Origin of the sequence: Mesorhizobium sp. M0189, from assembly GCF_040322135.1 — a bacterium.
Lineage (GTDB): Bacteria > Pseudomonadota > Alphaproteobacteria > Rhizobiales > Rhizobiaceae > Mesorhizobium.
Window position 1 is genome coordinate 481,788 of record NZ_JAMYSW010000003.1, and the last position, 16,480, is coordinate 498,267.

The 16,480-nt window shown below is 61.1% G+C and carries 13 protein-coding genes; 6 read left to right on the forward strand and 7 right to left on the reverse strand.

Annotated elements, in window-relative coordinates; genetic code table 11:
* Positions 1-98: 98 nt before the first annotated feature.
* Positions 99-527 (forward strand): CBS domain-containing protein, encoded by a 429-nt coding sequence (locus NKJ09_RS08155; RefSeq protein ID WP_023677862.1) that lies wholly within the window; start codon positions 99-101, stop codon positions 525-527.
* Positions 528-617: 90 nt separating this feature from the next.
* On the opposite strand, the gene NKJ09_RS08160 is transcribed toward NKJ09_RS08155, so the two are convergent.
* Entirely contained in the window at positions 618-1,097 is a 480-nt protein-coding gene (locus NKJ09_RS08160; protein WP_352762587.1) for an Hsp20/alpha crystallin family protein, read from the reverse strand.
* A gap of 264 nt (positions 1,098-1,361) precedes the next feature.
* Between NKJ09_RS08160 and NKJ09_RS08165 the strand changes: the two genes are divergently transcribed.
* Together NKJ09_RS08165 and NKJ09_RS08170 are read left to right on the forward strand one after the other, a co-directional pair.
* Entirely contained in the window at positions 1,362-1,799 is a 438-nt protein-coding gene (locus NKJ09_RS08165) for a DUF2267 domain-containing protein (RefSeq protein WP_352494206.1), read from the forward strand.
* 49 nt (positions 1,800-1,848) lie between these two features.
* Entirely contained in the window at positions 1,849-2,319 is a 471-nt protein-coding gene (locus tag NKJ09_RS08170; protein ID WP_352471470.1) for a YbhB/YbcL family Raf kinase inhibitor-like protein, read from the forward strand.
* Positions 2,320-2,358: 39 nt separating this feature from the next.
* Here the strand turns inward: NKJ09_RS08170 and NKJ09_RS08175 are convergent, their stop codons facing one another.
* Together NKJ09_RS08175 and NKJ09_RS08180 are read right to left on the reverse strand one after the other, a co-directional pair.
* Complete coding sequence (locus NKJ09_RS08175; RefSeq protein WP_352494207.1) at positions 2,359-3,834, reverse strand: FAD-dependent oxidoreductase; 1,476 nt, start codon at positions 3,832-3,834, stop codon at positions 2,359-2,361.
* A 1-nt stretch (position 3,835) separates the two neighbouring features.
* Entirely contained in the window at positions 3,836-4,885 is a 1,050-nt protein-coding gene (locus NKJ09_RS08180) for a hypothetical protein (protein ID WP_352494208.1), read from the reverse strand.
* A 362-nt stretch (positions 4,886-5,247) separates the two neighbouring features.
* On the opposite strand from NKJ09_RS08180, the gene NKJ09_RS08185 reads away from it, so the two are divergent.
* Positions 5,248-6,111: an alpha/beta fold hydrolase gene (locus tag NKJ09_RS08185; protein WP_245278662.1), complete on the forward strand. Its 864-nt coding sequence runs from the start codon at positions 5,248-5,250 to the stop codon at positions 6,109-6,111.
* 650 nt (positions 6,112-6,761) lie between these two features.
* On the opposite strand, the gene NKJ09_RS08190 is transcribed toward NKJ09_RS08185, so the two are convergent.
* The 4 genes from NKJ09_RS08190 to NKJ09_RS08205 form a co-directional block, all read right to left on the reverse strand.
* Positions 6,762-7,736, reverse strand: a complete 975-nt coding sequence (locus NKJ09_RS08190) for a glycosyltransferase family 9 protein (RefSeq protein ID WP_352494240.1) — start codon at positions 7,734-7,736, stop codon at positions 6,762-6,764.
* Positions 7,737-7,948: 212 nt separating this feature from the next.
* Positions 7,949-11,191 carry an efflux RND transporter permease subunit gene (locus NKJ09_RS08195; protein ID WP_352494209.1) on the reverse strand — a complete coding sequence of 1,081 codons (3,243 nt, stop codon included), beginning with the start codon at positions 11,189-11,191 and terminating at the stop codon, positions 7,949-7,951.
* Positions 11,188-12,261: an efflux RND transporter periplasmic adaptor subunit gene (locus NKJ09_RS08200; RefSeq protein WP_352494210.1), complete on the reverse strand. Its 1,074-nt coding sequence runs from the start codon at positions 12,259-12,261 to the stop codon at positions 11,188-11,190. Before NKJ09_RS08200 ends, NKJ09_RS08195 begins: the two co-directional genes overlap by 4 nt.
* Positions 12,261-13,862 carry an efflux transporter outer membrane subunit gene (locus NKJ09_RS08205; protein ID WP_352494211.1) on the reverse strand — a complete coding sequence of 534 codons (1,602 nt, stop codon included), beginning with the start codon at positions 13,860-13,862 and terminating at the stop codon, positions 12,261-12,263. The genes NKJ09_RS08200 and NKJ09_RS08205 overlap by 1 nt, the downstream gene beginning before the upstream one ends.
* A 263-nt stretch (positions 13,863-14,125) precedes the next feature.
* On the opposite strand from NKJ09_RS08205, the gene NKJ09_RS08210 reads away from it, so the two are divergent.
* Together NKJ09_RS08210 and NKJ09_RS08215 are read left to right on the forward strand one after the other, a co-directional pair.
* On the forward strand, positions 14,126-14,881 hold the full coding sequence (locus NKJ09_RS08210) for a response regulator (protein WP_352494212.1): 756 nt from the start codon (positions 14,126-14,128) through the stop codon (positions 14,879-14,881).
* Positions 14,878-16,293 carry a sensor histidine kinase gene (locus NKJ09_RS08215; RefSeq protein WP_352515606.1) on the forward strand — a complete coding sequence of 472 codons (1,416 nt, stop codon included), beginning with the start codon at positions 14,878-14,880 and terminating at the stop codon, positions 16,291-16,293. The genes NKJ09_RS08210 and NKJ09_RS08215 overlap by 4 nt, the downstream gene beginning before the upstream one ends.
* Positions 16,294-16,480: the final 187 nt, after the last annotated feature.

Genomic DNA, 16,480 nt, shown 5'->3' on the forward strand with positions numbered 1-16,480 from the left:
CGCACAAGCCTCGTCCGGCCAGCTGGCAATCTCGCGATGCGCGGCAACAGCGCGATTGGCGACTTGTTGCCTCAGCAATCAGAGAGAGGAAATATCCCATGCAAGTTCAGGAGATCATGAGCCGTCGGACCGAACTGGTCGGCCCGAACACGACAATCAGGGATGCCGCCCGGAAAATGCGGGCCGACAATCTCGGTGCCCTTCCGGTCGGCGAGAATGACAGGCTGGTCGGCATGGTGACGGACCGCGACATCGTGATGCGCGGCGTCGCCGAGGAGCGCTCAGCCGGCAACACGACCGTTCGCGAGGTCATGTCCGAGCATGTCTATTGGTGCTTCGACGATGCCGATATCACCGATGCGGCGAAGATCATGGCCAAGCATCAGGTGCGTCGTCTTCCGGTGATCAACCACGACAAGCGCCTCGTCGGCGTCATTGCCCTGGCCGACCTCGGGCGGACCGATGAGGAAGCCGCCAAGATCGCTCTCGAAGGCGTTTCCGAGGCGACGGACGATCCCCGGCGCTAGACGCTCGCCCTGAGCGGTTGCCGCCGTGCTCGCCGCTCTCCTTCCACAGGGGCTGAACGCCGCCTGCTGAGGCAGCCTTCAGTTTGGCAACTATCGCGCTTTCACTTCTATGCGGCGTGTTTTGTCCTTTGCAGCGGGATTCTTCGGAAGCTCGAGAGCCAAAACGCCGTTCCTGAAAGTGGCCTGCACCTTGTCGGCATCGATCTCCGTTTCCAGGAGGATGGTCCGCTGAAACCGGCCATAACTGCGTTCGCTGTAAGTGCGGCCGCCGTCGCCTTCCTTGTGCTCCGAACGCTTCTCGCCTGTAATGGAGAGGGTGTTGTCGCGCAGCTCGAGCTCAACATCCTTCTGCTCGAGCCCCGGCAATTCGGCGGTGACCTTATAGGCTTGGTCTGTTTCATATACGTCGACGCTCGGCCAAAGACCGCCCGCCGTAGTCGCTTCGGCCATTGGCGCAAAGAAGTCGTCGAACAGGCGATCAATCTGCCGGTGAAATGACGTGAGCGGGTCTCGCGCGGATGGGTAGAGGCTGCGCGATGGCGTCCTGGGCGCCAAATCGTGATGTGCCATGGTTCTTCTCCTGTTTCTCGTGTCTGCATCACTCGTCGCCATGTGATCGGCGACGGCAAAATAAAACTCGTCCGCCCATGAGGATGTTCCGAGCGCCGGCCAAGAAAGGCGGTCGAAAAAACAGCGGCAAAAAGCCGGCCCAAATTCCCTCATGACGGAACCTCCGACAATGAATGCGCGTCAGGACATGCCCATCGGGGAACAACGGGCCGGTACGGCTGTTTGGTCACATCAGCCGTAATCGGATTTGATCGGAGGATTTCGATGAACGCCACCGGACTCGACGTATTCGACAAGACCCTGCAGACCACGAACATCTGGCTCGACGAGATCATGGACGAGATCGGGCCGGATCGGCAGGTCGCATGGCACGTTCTCGGAGCGGTGCTGCACGCCCTGCGCGACCGTATGCAACCGGACCTTGCAGCTCACCTCGGCTCGCAGCTGCCGATTCTGGTGCGCGGCGCCTTCTATGACCAATATCAGCCTTCCAAAGCTCCCGAGAAGGTGCGGTCGCTCGACGAGTTTCTGGCCAAGATCAAGGCGGAGCTGGAATTCACCTGTCCGGTCGATTCCAAGGATGCCTTCAGGGTCGTGTCCAAGGTGCTCGCCCATCACGTCGGAGAAGGACAGATGCACAAGGTCTGGGAATCCCTGCCAGGAGAGATCAGACGCATCGCCGAAGCTCAACAAGCGGCGTGAACGGCGCCGGCGCGGGTTTCTCGGTCGCAACCTCCTTGGGGAAATAGCAATGCCACTCACCCTTATCAGCCCGGCGTTCCGGGCAGGCGGAAGAATTCCCGAAAAATATGCGCGTGACGGCCAGAACGTCTCGCCGCCGCTGAAGTGGTCCGGTGTTCCGGATGGTACCAAGAGCCTTGTTCTTGTCGTGCGGGATCCCGATGCGCCAAGCGGGATTTTCGGGCACTGGGCGGTCTTCAACATCCCGCCGGATGCCGGCGGACTCGCCGAGGCCGAAGACGGCAAGCCCGGCCCATCGGCCCTCAGGCAAGGCACCAACGATTTCGGCAATGCCTATTACGATGGTCCGCAGCCGCCTGCAGGGCACGGCGTCCACCATTACCACTTCCTACTGGCCGCGCTCGATGTGCCGAGCCTCAGCGTACCAGGACAGGCGGGCGTGCATCAGGTCTGGAAGCAAGCCCAGAAACACGCATTGGAGGAGACGGAGTTGGTCGGAACCTACGAACGGCCGGCGTGACGCGGGCCGCGCCGATCGCCGCCTTCACAGTGGCCGCCTTCACAATGTAATCTGGGCAAGCGGTTTTCGGGCAGGGCCGTGGATGACCGAACCGTCGGCGGCGAAGATCGAGCCGTGGCAGGGACAATCCCAGGTGTGGTCCACATTGTTCCAGGTTACGGTGCAGCCTTTGTGGGTGCAGGTCGCCGAAACCGCCTGGAGTGCGCCTTCGGTGTCTCTCCAGGCCGCAATCTTTTCGTCTCCCCTGACGATCACGCCACCCATGCCGGGCGCAATGTCGTGGGTGCTCGAGACGATCGATTGACTGCGGCCATTCTTGTGGAAGTCCTCGGGATAGGGCCGCGCCGGATCGTAGAGTTTTTGCCATGGGCTCGGGCGGGCGCAAATCAGGTCGGCGATCATCGTTCCCACGGCCGTCCCGTTGGTGATGCCCCAGGCGTTGAAGCCCGTGGCAATGCGGAAGCCGGCGGCCTTGGTGGGATCGGGTTCGCCGGCGTATGGGATCCTGTCGGCCGTATCATAGTCCTCGTTGCACCAGCGCCACGCGACGTCGCCGACCGGAAGGTTCTTTCTTGTCCATTTTTCCAGTTCGACAAACCGCTTCGCCAAGTCGCCATCCCAGCCGGTGTTGAATTTGGGGCCAAGCGTGACCAGCAGCGGACCTTCGGCATCACGGCCTGTGCGAATGGAATGCGTCGGCTCGTCGATGCCGATGAACATGCCGTCGACAGGGAGGGGATCATCGATCCGAAAGGCCATCACGGTGTGGCAGCGCGGTTGCGTCCGGTTCGCCATGCCGACGGGGCTCTTCACCGTCATGTTGGTGGAGACGACGACGTGCCCGGCATCAACGGCGCCGCCATCTGTGACGACGCGCCAGCGGCTTGCCTCGTCGATCGAGGTGGCGCGGCTGTTTTCAAAGATCCGACCGCCACGGGCCGTCACCGCTTCCGCCAGACCAACCAGATACATCGCCGGATTGAACTGCGCCTGGTCGGGGAACCGTAATGCCGCGGCTGTTTCGAAAGGCAGCGGTGCGCGTTCGAGAACCTCGGCCTCTAGCCCGACCTGGCGCGCGGCCTCCGCCTCGGCCGCGACCTCCGCGCGCCGGCGATCGTCGCAGGTGTAGGTATAGGCTTCCTTGCTCTCGAGATCGCAGGCGATGGCGTAGTTGTTAACCCAATCGCGGATTTGTCGGGCGCCGGCGGAATTCGCATCGGCGTAGACCTGGGCCAACTCCCGGCCGACAGTGTCGATGAGATGACGATAGATCAGCGTATGCTGCGTGGTGATCTTGGCCGTCGAGCGGCCGGTCACCTGGCCGCCCGTGCGCAGGCCTTCGAGGACGACCACCGATCGGCCCGCCTCGCAAAGCCGAAGCGCCGTCGTCAGCCCGACAATTCCAGCCCCCACGACAACGGCGTCCGCATGGATCGAACCTTCGAGCTGGGGATAGTTCGTGGATCTGGCTGCCGCCACCCAACAGCTTCCCGGTTTTCCCAAGAGAATGGCCATTTCAACCGCGTTCCTTGCGTCTCGGTGCACTTCCATCGACAACCGCGCCGGCAGAGGAACGTTCCCGAGCTTGGTCGCTTTCAATCATTGTCTCGCCACCCCGGGTCAGAAAAGCACCAGGAAGATGCGAGGTGCAGGCCATCACCCACGTGATCGCCTCGCGGTCGTATTCGTCGCCGGAGCGCCAGTCCTCGAAGAAGGCGTTCAGCCTATCGACACGCCCCGGCCAGATACCGGCGGCCTGCAGGCCGAGCGAAACGCCGTAATTGGTGAAGGCGAACTTGGTGTCGCCCAGCCATGGGGCACGGCTGAAATAGCCGGGCGGGTCGACCCACATCGTTTCCAGGCTTCGCAGGGAACGCCTCGTCTGGGCCTCGGCCCACGGCTCGTCGGGAAAGAAATGGGCGAGCCACAGCATCATGCCGAGGCCGAGGTCCTGCTCGATGTCGAGGGTGCGCCAATCGCGCTGCATCAGATCACGCATTTGCGCGATCTCGGGCGCCAGTGCGTCCTCATCGAGCGTCCGGTAAGAGACGTAGCCGTCATAGGCATCCATGCTGCCGAGACCGTAGCCAGGATATGGGCTGCTTAGATCCTCCTGCATCTTCCAGATCACACCGCGGCCGGGGACCACAAATGCCGGGTGAATGTCACGCGCCAGCGCAATGCCGCGCTTGCGGTATTCCGGCTTCAGATCGCCGAGGCGCGCCAAGGCGAACAGCCACATCGCGAGATAGTGGAAGTACTGGCCGTCGCGATCGGCCGCTTCGCCGATCCTCAGTCCGCGCCGGCGGCCGAGCACACGCTCGACATTGGCGACCAGCCGCTCGGCCGCGTCCAGCCAGCGCTGTTCGCCAGTTTCTGTGTAAAGCGAGACGTAGAGCACGACCCCGAATGCATCGGTCCACAGATATCGCAAGCCGTTGGGCCAGATGCCTTCGGCGCGCATCCAGTCGAGTTTTCGCAGGACGTAGTCGACGTCACGCAGCATCGTGCCAAAGCCCGAACTGGCCGAGCCGGCCGATGTTCGGTGTCGCGCGATTGTGAGCATGCAGAATTTCGAGCATGTCTCTCCTCCGTTGCGGTCGATCTGGCCAGATACCGCGAAACGATCTGATCGGCGGCAGGTTCCTTGGCGCTTTCAACGGCGCGACCGGGAACCCTCCGCCTAGTCATAAGTTTGCGAATTGGCCTTGGACGGTGCGGGGACCACGTGGCCCGAACTCATGCCCGGACTGGCCGAGCGGAGCAGTACAGAAAGCGACAATCGCGCGAACAAGACAAAGTGCACTGTCACCGTATTTGTGTTTTGGAAGTCAGTTGCCGCGTCTATTTTTCCACGGAACCTTCCAGCGAGAGCATCGTAAACAACGGGATGCGGGAGGTTGCAGCCTTTCGATCAAGGAGGCAAAATTGCGACACCGCCAAGTCAAAGTTAACGGAGACGCTATTTTCTTTCGCGAGGACGGCCCGGCCGACGCTCCGGTGCTTCTGCTGCCGCACGGCTATCCCTGCTCGTCCTATCAGTTTCGAAGGCTGATGCCTGGACTGGCAGATCGCTGGCACACGTTCGCGCCGGATTTTCCTGGCTTCGGTTACAGCGCCACGCCCGACATGGCTGCATTCGGCTACGATTTCGATGCCTATGCCGGGTTTCTGGCGGCTTTCGCTGACGCGCTCGGCCTATCCCGCTATGCGCTGTGGCTGCACGACTATGGCTCGCAGATCGGATTGCGCCACGCCATCGCCTATCCGGAGCGCGTTGCCGCGCTTATCATCCAGAACGGCGACATCTACGAAGACGTGCTCGGCCCGAAATACGCAGCCATCAAGATGTATTGGAACGATAAGACGTCCGAGAAGCATCGCCCGCTGGAAGATGCGGTCAGCGAGGAGGGCTTCCGGCACGAGTTCATCGGTGAAGTTGGCGAGGCCGTGGCCGAGCGCGTGCCACCGGATCTGTGGAAACTCCATTGGCCTCTGATGGACACGCCAGCCCGTCGGCGGCTTGCGGTCGGCCTGATGGAGAAGCTGGAGGGGAACCTCAACTGGTTCCCGAAATACCAAGCTTATCTGCGCAAACGGCAACCGCCGACACTGATCGTCTGGGGTCCCGAGGACGGCTATATGCCGGCCGCATCGGCCCGCGCCTACAAACGCGACTTGCCGCAAGCTGAGTTCCACCTCCTCGATGGCGCCGGCCACTGGCTACTGGAAACCCATTTCGATGAGGCGCTTGCGTTGGTGCGCGACTTCCTTGCACGCGTCCACGGCTGATGACCGATGCATCCCTCGGGTAACCTATTGAAAGCATGGTGAACCGACCGGTCTGTGGCGAACCAGTCTCCGTTTGATATTTCCTGCTAACAGGCAAAAAGCAGGGTATTTGTGCGAAATGCGCGCTTTGGGCGGGCAGAACATCAATATCTTGTAGCGATGTCAGCTACTTAGTGGGAGATTTCCTGCGCGAGGCGTCAGGGAATATCGACCAGATTTGCGTGAATATTCGCGGCCGCCGGTGAATTAACAGGGAAATCCGTTGTCGTTATGTGGGATGCGATTGCCGTTAGCTGGGATCGAATGTTCGTTATCCGGGAGCGCGCTGCCGCCTTGCGGAAAATGAACGCGCAATAACGGTTCGAATCGCGCTTGCGAGGGAATGCAATGCTCTCACCCGGAAAGACATTGTCATAGCGCGGGAGGCGATTGTCGACTCGCAAGAGGCTATCTCAAGGCGATGAGCAGTAACCGACGGCGGGGGTGAATAGGGTATTTTGCTGACTTGGCCGTTCATGAGACGCAGAGTGTAGTTTACGATATCTCGGTTCTGGATCGAGGCCCGGCTTTGATCTGATGGACCTAGGCCGCTCGCCGTCGATCCGGCCAGTTGTTAGGTCCGCCGCTTCAACGAACTAGCTGAGCTGAGCTTAACGATTCGGTATTGATTTGAGCGTTTCGAACTCGATCAGGTCGAGGGTAGCTGTGGTGACCTCCTCTACTCGCACGCGATGCACACAGTAGACGCCACCGGGATTGTTCGGCTTGCACAAGTTGGGAGCAGCGCATTGGCAGGGCAGCCGAGGCGCCACGATCCGATGCGGAACTCCGAGCGGCCCCCATATGTCCGGCGGTGTCAAGCCGTAAAGGCCGACGACAGGAGTCCCTACTGATGCCGCCAGATGCATGGGACCACTCTCATTTCCTAGAAAGATAACGGCGTCGCCAAGCAATGCCGTCAGTGTTTCAAGCGAGACCTTCCCAACCACGCTCGCCACAGGTGACACAGCCAATGCGAGTATTGTCTGCTCGGCTGTTGTCTCGTCCCGGCCACCAATCAGCAAAGACCGAAGGCTGGTGGCGGCATAGACTTCATCGATTGCCGCTGCAAACCGCTCCGGTTGCCAGCATCGCCCCTCAAATCGTGCCCCTGCATGGACGACGATATAGGCGTTTTTGACCAAACTCCTTTGCGCCAGGATTTGTGCGCTTTCACTTTGAGCGGCGCATGTGGGCACAAGCCTTGGTGTGGAGTCAGCGAGGTCAATGTTGAGAGCCTTTAGAGGAGAAAGATATCGGTACAGATAGTGGATGCCGCCGTGACCACAGGTGGCGGCGTAAACGTTTGCCGGTTGAACCTCCCAGAATCTCAGTGGCCTCTCGGGAGGATCGAAGCCAACCCGCAGCGGCGCGTCGAGCAATCGGTGCAGAATCCTGGATGTCTTGGAATCACTCAGATCAATAGTGAGATCGTACCTTCGTTGGCGGAGATCAGAGACCAAGCTCAGATACGCTCTTAGCCGCTGGAAGAGGCTCTTTCCCTTGCCGCGGCGGTCGAACCCGATTGCTTCGTCCGCGATGTTTTGGCTGACTATGAACCGCCGAAGACCGGGGGCGCAAAGCATGGTCACGGTGGCATCCGGGTAGGCGAGACGTAGATTGCGCACCAAAGCTGACGTCAAAACAACGTCGCCAATATACTTTGTCTGAATGATGAGAATGGACTTGACGGACAGCTGGCCAGTCGTGGCAGGCGCTCGCGATCTGCACCCGCCATGGCCGAATAGACGGACAGCGCGGCTAGCCAATGCGGCCAAAGTGCTACCACTCATCGGCCTCAATTCCGACGCGCGGGTCGTTCGGCAGGAGGATGAGAAAGTCCGTCCGCTGGCGTGGCAGGCCAGTTCGATTCCGCGCCTGTTTCACGAAGGCCGGATCGTAGTCGAGGTGCGTCCCAGGACCGCTCCCGCCGAAGCGGTGCCTCGAACTGCACTGCGTCTTCAGGTGTGGAAGCCGGCGAGGTCTCATGCTCTCCTAGGGCGGCAAGCCGTTTGAGAAGCCTGAGAAAGTCATCGACGAAGGTGAAGATGACGGGGATCGCGACGAGGCTAAAGACGGTGGAAGTCATCAGGCCGCCGATGACAACAATTGCCATGGGTTGACGGAAACTGGAGTCGCCGCCGCTGAGACTGAGGGCTACCGGAAGCATGCCGCCGCCCATCGCGATCGTCGTCATCACGATCGGGCGAGCGCGCTTATGGCAGGCGTCGACAAGAGCGTCGAAGCGCGAGAGGCCGGCGCGGCGTGAGATGATCGCGTATTCGACCAGAAGGATCGAATTCTTCGTCACCACACCCATCAGCATGAGCAACCCGATCACCACTGGCATGGAAAAGCTCGTGCCGGTCAGCACCAACGGCAGCAGGGCGCCGCCGAGAGAAAGTGGCAGCGCCATAAGGATCGTCACCGGTTGAAGGAAGTCGTGGAAGAGAAGGACCAGCACGGCATAGATGCAGAATATTCCGATCCCCATAGCGATGGCGAAACTGCCAAAGAGCTCGGAGCTGCGCTCTAATTCTCCTTGCTCGACGAGCCGGACGCCTTCCGGGAGGTTGCGAAGGGCAGGCAATGCCTGTGCCTCGCGATAGACGTCGCCGAGGATGCGCCCGTTCAACTCGAGCGATAGCGTGACATTTCGCGAGTGGTCGATGCGGCTGATTTCCGACGGGCTGCCGCCGATGCTGATCTCGGCGACCGAGCCAACATCGACGCTGCCCCTGGCGCCGGCAACGCGAAGATTGGCAATGTCATCAAACGTCGTCCGGTTGCTGGGGTCAAATCGGACACGGATAGGAAGCTGGCGCTGTGACAGGTTGAGCTTCGCGAGCGAAGAGGAATAGTCGCCGTTTGTTGCCACGCGAACCGCCTCGGAAATCGCTTCCGCCGTCACGCCGAGAGCGGCCGCGCTGTCGAGGTTCGTGACGATCTGGATTTCCGGCGCCTGCAGGGAGGCACTGGAGGTGACCGCGCCGACTCTCCTGAGGGTGCGCAGTTGCTCTTCGAGCGCGCCGGCTGCCTGGCCGAGCGCATCGGAATCGTCGCTCGCCAACGTGATCTCCAATGTCGTGCCGTTGCCGCGCGTCCCCACAGCGATCCTGGTGCCGGGAAGGACGGAAAGTGCCTGCCGGATATCATTCTCGATCTCGGTCTGCGTGCGGGTGCGATCGCCGATCTTCTTGAGATCGACCACGAGGGAAGCGGCCCCCGTATCGGCGGTCGTCGAGGAATCGATCAAGTCATTCGAAGAGACGCTTCCCACGGAGGAGAACACATGCGTCACGTCCGGCAGTCGGGAAACGATCTCGGCGGCTCGCCGCGTGATCGCCTCCGTCTGCCCAATGGTGCTGCCAGGTTGCAGCGTCAAGGTGACTTGCGTCTGCGCATCATCCGAAGCGGGCAGAAAGCCGGAACTGAGGAACGGGATCGTCGACATGGAAAGGCCGAGAAACAGCATGACGCCAAGGACCGTTAGTTTGCGGCGCTGCAGGCAGATTCTGACGACGGCCATGTAGGCGCGCATGATCCAGCCGTCCTTTGCCTCGACGGGATGCGCTTTCATCATGTAGGCGGCCATCATCGGCGTCAGCAGGCGCGCGACGACCAGTGAGGCGAGGACCGCCACGGCTGCCGTCACCCCGAACTGACGGAAGATCAGGCCGGGAATACCGCTCATGAAGGCAGTCGGCAGGAAGACGGCGACGAGCGTGAAGGTCGTGGCGATGACGGCAAGGCCAATCTCGTCGGCGGCCTCAAGCGCGGCCTCCTTCGGGTGTTTGCCCATTTGCAGATGGCGCGCGATGTTCTCGATTTCGACAATCGCATCATCGATCAGGATGCCGACCACGAGAGAGAGCGCGAGCAGCGTCACCGTGTTGAGGCTGAAATCCGCCAGATACATCACAAGAAAGGTCGGAATGACCGATAGTGGCAGCGCAACCGCCGAAAGGACAGTCGCCCTCCAGTCGCGCAGGAAGAGCCAGACCACGACGATCGCGAGGATGGCGCCCTCGTAGAGCATGTGCATGGAGCCGTCATAGTTTTCAATGATCGGCCCGGTCGTGCTGTAGGCCTCGACGATCTCAACATCGGGCTTGGCGGCGGCGAAGTTCTGCATGCCAGTCCGGATGGCTGCCGCGACGCCCGTATCCGAAAAGCCGTTCGAGCGTTTGAGCTGCACTGCGATCACCGGCTCGCCATCGAGATAGGCGATGGACCCCCGGTCAGCGAAGCTGTCCGTAACGGTGCTGATCTCGTCGAGACGCACCAGGGCGCCACTTGGGAGCGGGATTGCGAGCGCCCTTAATGCCTCAATCGAAGAAACCGCGCCGAGCGTGCGGATCACCTGCTTGCTGCCGCCGATTTCCGCCCGGCCGCCAGAAGCGTCCGACTGCATGGATTTGAGCCGCGCGGAAACGGTTGCGGCGCTGAGGCCGAGCGAACTCATGAGTTGGGGATTGAGATCGATCTGCACCTCACGATTGATGCCGCCAATGCGGCTGACCTGGCCGACGCCGGGCACGGCAAGTAAGGCCTTTGTCATGTCGTTGTCGACGAACCAGGAGAGTTCCGTCTCATTGAGGCGGACGGAGCGCACGGCATAAGTAAGGATCGGTGAGCCTTGCACCGTCGTTTTCGTCACGCTTGGTGTCTGCATCTGGGCAGGCAGGTCGCCGCTCATACTGTCGACGGCATTGCGCACCTCGTTCAGCGCTGCCTCGCCGTCCTTCTCCAGCTGAAATGAGACATTGATGCTGACCGCGCCGTCCGTAATCGTGGTAGTGACATGCTCTAGGAGGCTCAGAGAGGCGAGCTTGTCCTCGATCTTGCGCGCGACTTCGGTTTCGAGTTGGGCCGGTGCGGCACCTTCGAACGCGGCGTTGATCTGGACAGTCGGCAGCACCATGTCGGGGAAATTCTGTACCGCTAAGCGATCGAAGGCGAGCAGGCCGCTAACGGTGAGCAGGATGAATAGCAGGATTGCGGGAACCGGATTGCGGATCGACCAGGCGGAAAAGTTCATCGTGCGTCCTCCTCTACCCGGACAAGAGCCCTGTCCGAAAGGAAGGCGCCGCCCGCCGTCACCACGTCGGCCCAGGGATCAAGGCCCGAGAGGATCTCCACTTCGCTGCCATTGCGGCGGCCGGTTTCAACTCGGACGCGTGACGCACGCCCGTCTGTACCCACGGTGAAGACGTAAGCGATGCCATCACGCATCACGAGGCCCGTCTCGGGCACGGTGAGGGCCTGCGTGGTCGCAAGCTCAATCTGGCCGGTGACGTAGAGGCCGATGGGTGGGTGCGCGTCCGCCGGCAGCGCCACATAGGCGAGCACCCTTCCGGTATCGGTGCTGACCGTCGGCCCCACGAGCCGCACGGTCCCTTTGACGCGCCGCCGCTCCGGGCTGATGATCGTGGCGGTCAGGCCTTCTTTGATGCGAGGCAAATAACGTGCAGACACTTCCGCCTGCCACTCGACGCGCTGCTGGCGCACGAGACGGAATAGCTCCGTGCCGGAGGAGACGACAGCGCCGAGTTGGACCGAACGGGCGGTGATCAGCCCGTCGTCCGGGGCCATAATGGTCGTCTGAGCAAGCTTGATCCTCTGGCTTTCCAGCGAGGCTTCGGCGGATTCGACACTCGCGATCGCAGTCTGCTCGGCGATCAGGTATTCAGTGATCTTCTCTTCAGAAAGCGCACCGCTTCCCTGCACCTTGCGTGCTCGGTCCGCACTAGCCCTGGCTTTTGCGAGGTCCGCCTTGGCACTTGCCAGGACAGCCTCTTCCTTGCGCAGTTCCGCCCGCACCGTTTCGTCGGCCAGCCGAACCAGGGGCTGATCCTTTGAGACAACCGACCCGACATCGGCAAGGACATCGGTCACACGCAGGCCGCCGATTTCCGCGGCGATGACCGCCTCGTGCCAGGGCTTCAGCCAGCCGCTGGCGGGTATCGTTTCAGGCCACTGGCGTTCCGCGGGCTTTGCCACTGCGACGGTAAGCGCTGCCGCCTCGTTCTGTTGCGCGAGCGCGGGCTCTACGGCGAAAACAAGGATCCCGCTCAGGGTAGCGGCGAGGAGAAGAGGTGAAGATCGCATCAGAGCAGGTTTTCTTTCGATGTTTGCGGCAGGTCCTTGGATGAGGAGGCGCTCGCATCCCAGCCGCCGCCCAGCGCCTTGTAGAGGGCGATCCAATAGCGCACGGAGTCACGACGGATTTCGATGAGCGAGACCTCCGCCGACTGCGCCGAACGCCGGGCTTCCTCGCGGTCGAGCAGGCTTGCGCCACCGGCCTTCCAGTTCGAATCCACGGCTTTGAAGTAGGCGCGATAGTTGCGCGCCGCGACACTGGCGTCGCCGATCTGCCGTCGCGTACTGTCGATCCGCACGAGTGCGGTCTCGACTTCGGCGACCGCGTCCAGCACACCTGATTTGTAGGCGGCCACCGCCACCTTATATGCGGCTGCCGCGCTGCCCACTGCCGCCCGGCGCGAACCACCGTCAAAGAGCGGGATCGAGATGGCCGGGCCGAAGGACCAGGGCAGAGAGGTTCCGATCAGCGATGAACTGTCGATCGTGACCGAGCCGCTGAGGCTGAGACTCGGATAGAGATCGGCTTTTGCCGCGCCGATCTCGGCGAGCGATGCAGCGACCTCGAGCTCAAGGGCGTCGATGTCGGGGCGCTGCCGCAAGGCGTCGGCAGGCACGGCGGATAGCTTGAGGGTCCTCGGCGTGGGTAACCCGTGCTTGCCCATCGCCAGAATATCGCGGACGTGAGGCTCGTCACCGCCGATAAGGCGGGCGAGAGATTTGACGAGAACCTCGCACTCGGCACGCTGGGCGGTCCGTGTCGAGGCCGAGGTAGCAGCACTCGCCCGCCCTAGCGCGAGGTCGGCGCTCGACGTAAGGCCGGAGGTTGCGGCCATTTCCATTGCCCGGATCGTCTCGCGCTGCGAGGCGAGTTCGGTGGTATAAACTTGCTCCAGCTGCCGGCAGGCACGGTACTGCATATAGTAGTCCGCCACCTCCGCCGCGAGTGAGACGCGCGCATCGTGCCAATCGGCGGTGCGCTCGTGGACCCGCAGCCGCGCAGCCTCGCTCCTCTGCCGAGTCTTGCCGAACAGATCGATTTCCCAAGAAGCGTCGAGGCTGCCGCTCACCGTCGTAGCGGCAGCAACTTGGTTGGCTTTGTTGCCGCCGCTGCCGGAGCGGGCGAGCGATCCCGAGCCGCCAAGCCCCGGAAAAAGGCTCGCCTGCGTAGATGTCAGCGTGGCGCGCCCCCTCTCGATCTCTGCAGCGGCCGACTCGAGACTGGGGCTTTCCGCCTGCGCAGATGCAATGAGGGCCGTCAGCGATGGATCGGAAAACGTGGACCACCAGGACACGAGATCGCCGGCCCGGCCGCCATGCGGAAAGGTCGCGTGCCAGGCATTCGCGATCTTCAAATCAGGTTCCTGAACGCTGGCCACGGTCGTGCAGCCTGACACGATCAGGCACGCTCCAAGACCGCCCATACCGACAATCCTGCGATAGGCCGCCTTCATCGCGGCCTTCGATTGGCAGGCATTACGGCCCGGCGCGAAACAGCCAGCAAGAAAGGCCATCATGATGATGGCCAGTAGTCGATGCATGTCTACCGCCTTGTTCCGGGGCCGCCACCCGGCGGAAACATCTAAGTCTCCACCGGCAGCACCGCACATTTCGCGAATGTTCTTCGCAATCGCGCCTGGGGCATTAGTCCGGTTTTGTCATTGCCGTGGGTTTTGTATTGTTAAGAGTTGCTAAGGCGCAGCGGCTGAGCGGCCCGCCGGAAGCACCGGTGCGCGTCATTCATGGGCCGTAGATACAGCGGCTGTCGGGCCCGGAGGCGGCCTGTGGGGGGCGCAGCAACAAAACTAAACACAATTGTTGCTGACAGCCATCATGTACAGCGTGTTATTCCGGAAGGGAAAGGGCAACGAAAATGGCCAAACCTATGGATAGCCTCGGATACAATGTCCTAACTCAAGCTTCAGCCCGAATCCTCGTCGTCGAGGATGACCGGGATATAGCCACCATGCTGATCGAGTTGATGAAGGATGCGGGTTATGCTGCCGAGACGGTCGGATCGGCGATGGAGATGGACCGCGTCTTAAAAAAGAGAGAGTTCAACCTTATTGTGCTGGACGGAATGCTGCCGGGAGAGGATGGTTTTAGCATTTGCAGAAGGATCAGGGCATCCGATACGACGCCCATCCTTATGCTCACCGCTCTGACGAAAGAGGTGGACAGGGTCGTTGGGCTTGAAATGGGTGCCGACGACTATGTTACAAAACCGTTCAGCTCCAGGGAGCTGTTGGCGAGAATAAAGGCGCTGTTGCGCCGTTCGTCTTATTCAAGCCAAGTCAGGCCAAGCCAAGACCCGATGACGTTCGCGGGCTGGCGCATCGACCCTGTCACACGCGAATTAACTGACGTTGACGGTGTGCATGTGCCGCTTACGACGGCGGAATTCGATGTGCTGCTTGTGTTCTGCGAGAATCCTCGCCAGGTGATGAACCGGCACGACATACTTGCGCGTACCCACGCTGGCGCTGCCGGACCTGTCGAGCGCAGCATTGATGTGCATGTGAGCCGTATCCGGCAAAAGATAGAGCCGAACTATAAGGAGCCCACTTTCATCAAGACAGTGCGGCTGGGAGGCTACATCTTCACTCCGGAGGTCTCGGTAGCCATATGATCGGTCGGTTCAGACGGGCGCCCATTCGGCTCCAGTTCGTCGTGCTCGCCGCGATCCCTATTCCGGCAGTGCTCCTTAGCGTTGTCGCGCTCTTGCCGGAGCCGTACATCTTCCAGGCCAAGCAAGTGGTGGCGGTCAGAAGCACGCAGATCGAATTGATCGTAGAGCAACTCAGAAACAGCGCGGACGATGCCGACGCCGAGAAGCTGCTGCGCGCGAGCGCTCCCACCGGTCTGGAGATGAGCGTTTTACCGTGGCCTGATCTTAACGTCGCAAGCAGCCACCAAGGGAATATGCAATTCATCGCCGATGATCTCCGCGACGTGCTGCCCTCTGACTTTGAGGCCACGGTTGTTCCGCAGGATGCTGAACACAATGCCCTGGCGGTGCGTGTCGACGCCAAGCGCGGCCTCCTGGTCCGGTTCTCTGACGCCGATACCTATCCAGCCGTGTTCGGCACGATTGTCGAACTCATTGCCAAGATTCTGATGTTGATCCTGCCGATGCTTCTGCTGGTCCTCTATATCGGCGGCGTGATCACGTCGCCTCTCGTCCGCTTCGCCGAGGCTGCAAAGAGCCTGCGCCTCGACGGCAACGAGGAGCAGTTGTTCACTGTCGCAGGCGCCAAGGAGCTTCGCACCCTCGCAACGGCACTTAACGACATGCGGCGCGGAATTCGCAAGATGGTTGATGACCGCACGCGGATGCTGACCGCAGTGAGCCACGACCTGAGAACACCACTGACGCGGCTAAGAATGCGCGTGGAGCGATCAAAGGAGATCCCGTCCAAACAAGCGATGCTTGACGATATCGCTACATTGACAGCGATGATCGAGGAAAGCCTCCAGTATCTGAGCAGCACGGCCCGCGACGAGCCGCTTCGAAAAGTTGATATTGCGGCCCTGATAAAGACAATCGTTGCCGGGTTCTCCGATGTTGGACACACAGTGATTTACGTCGGCCCCGAGAGATTCGGATATTCATGCAAGCAGAAAGGGCTGACGCGGGCAGTCACCAACATCGTGGAAAATGCCGTCAGATTCGGCAAGATCGTGCATGTCCAATTGTCCAATTTCCCGCCAAGCAAAGTGTCCGTTGTTGTGCAAGACGATGGCCCCGGCCTTGCAGAAGGTCTCCACGAGAAGGCTCTAGAGCCTTTTTTCAAGGCAGATGAGGCCAGATCCTCGAATACCAACAGCGGTTTTGGTCTGGGTCTTTCGATCGCGGATGAGATCGCAAAGAGCCATGGTGGTTCGCTGTTGCTCGAGAACATATCGCCGCATGGGCTACGGGCAACTATATCGTTGCCGCCGGAGCAGGTTGTTTCGCTCAAAAACAGCAAGACTGACGAGATGCAACGACAGGCTTCAACGCGGCAGGCGCTCGCCAAGGGCAGGCAGTCGACCACGTAGCAGGACGCAGGATGCGTGACGTTTGACAGCCGCGTTCAAAGTCTTATCGCGGTGAGGGCGGCGTCTCCTGCGTCCGCAAGGGCTCGTCCTTGCCATGACACCGGTGCGACCGCGCCGCCGCATCCTGAAGCAGTTTCTTCATCTCTCTCAAAGAGACCCGGTCCGCACGCATCATCTGTCTTATGAG

Coding starts and splice junctions, on each gene's coding strand:
- NKJ09_RS08155 (WP_023677862.1), top strand. CDS start 99: ATGCAAGTTCAGGAGATCATGAGCCGTCGGACCGAACTGGTCGGCCCG.
- NKJ09_RS08160 (WP_352762587.1), bottom strand. CDS start 1,097: ATGGCACATCACGATTTGGCGCCCAGGACGCCATCGCGCAGCCTCTAC.
- NKJ09_RS08165 (WP_352494206.1), top strand. CDS start 1,362: ATGAACGCCACCGGACTCGACGTATTCGACAAGACCCTGCAGACCACG.
- NKJ09_RS08170 (WP_352471470.1), top strand. CDS start 1,849: ATGCCACTCACCCTTATCAGCCCGGCGTTCCGGGCAGGCGGAAGAATT.
- NKJ09_RS08175 (WP_352494207.1), bottom strand. CDS start 3,834: ATGGCCATTCTCTTGGGAAAACCGGGAAGCTGTTGGGTGGCGGCAGCC.
- NKJ09_RS08180 (WP_352494208.1), bottom strand. CDS start 4,885: ATGCTCACAATCGCGCGACACCGAACATCGGCCGGCTCGGCCAGTTCG.
- NKJ09_RS08190 (WP_352494240.1), bottom strand. CDS start 7,736: ATGCTTTGCGCCCCCGGTCTTCGGCGGTTCATAGTCAGCCAAAACATC.
- NKJ09_RS08195 (WP_352494209.1), bottom strand. CDS start 11,191: ATGAACTTTTCCGCCTGGTCGATCCGCAATCCGGTTCCCGCAATCCTG.
- NKJ09_RS08200 (WP_352494210.1), bottom strand. CDS start 12,261: ATGCGATCTTCACCTCTTCTCCTCGCCGCTACCCTGAGCGGGATCCTT.
- NKJ09_RS08205 (WP_352494211.1), bottom strand. CDS start 13,862: ATGTGCGGTGCTGCCGGTGGAGACTTAGATGTTTCCGCCGGGTGGCGG.
- NKJ09_RS08210 (WP_352494212.1), top strand. CDS start 14,126: ATGGCCAAACCTATGGATAGCCTCGGATACAATGTCCTAACTCAAGCT.
- NKJ09_RS08215 (WP_352515606.1), top strand. CDS start 14,878: ATGATCGGTCGGTTCAGACGGGCGCCCATTCGGCTCCAGTTCGTCGTG.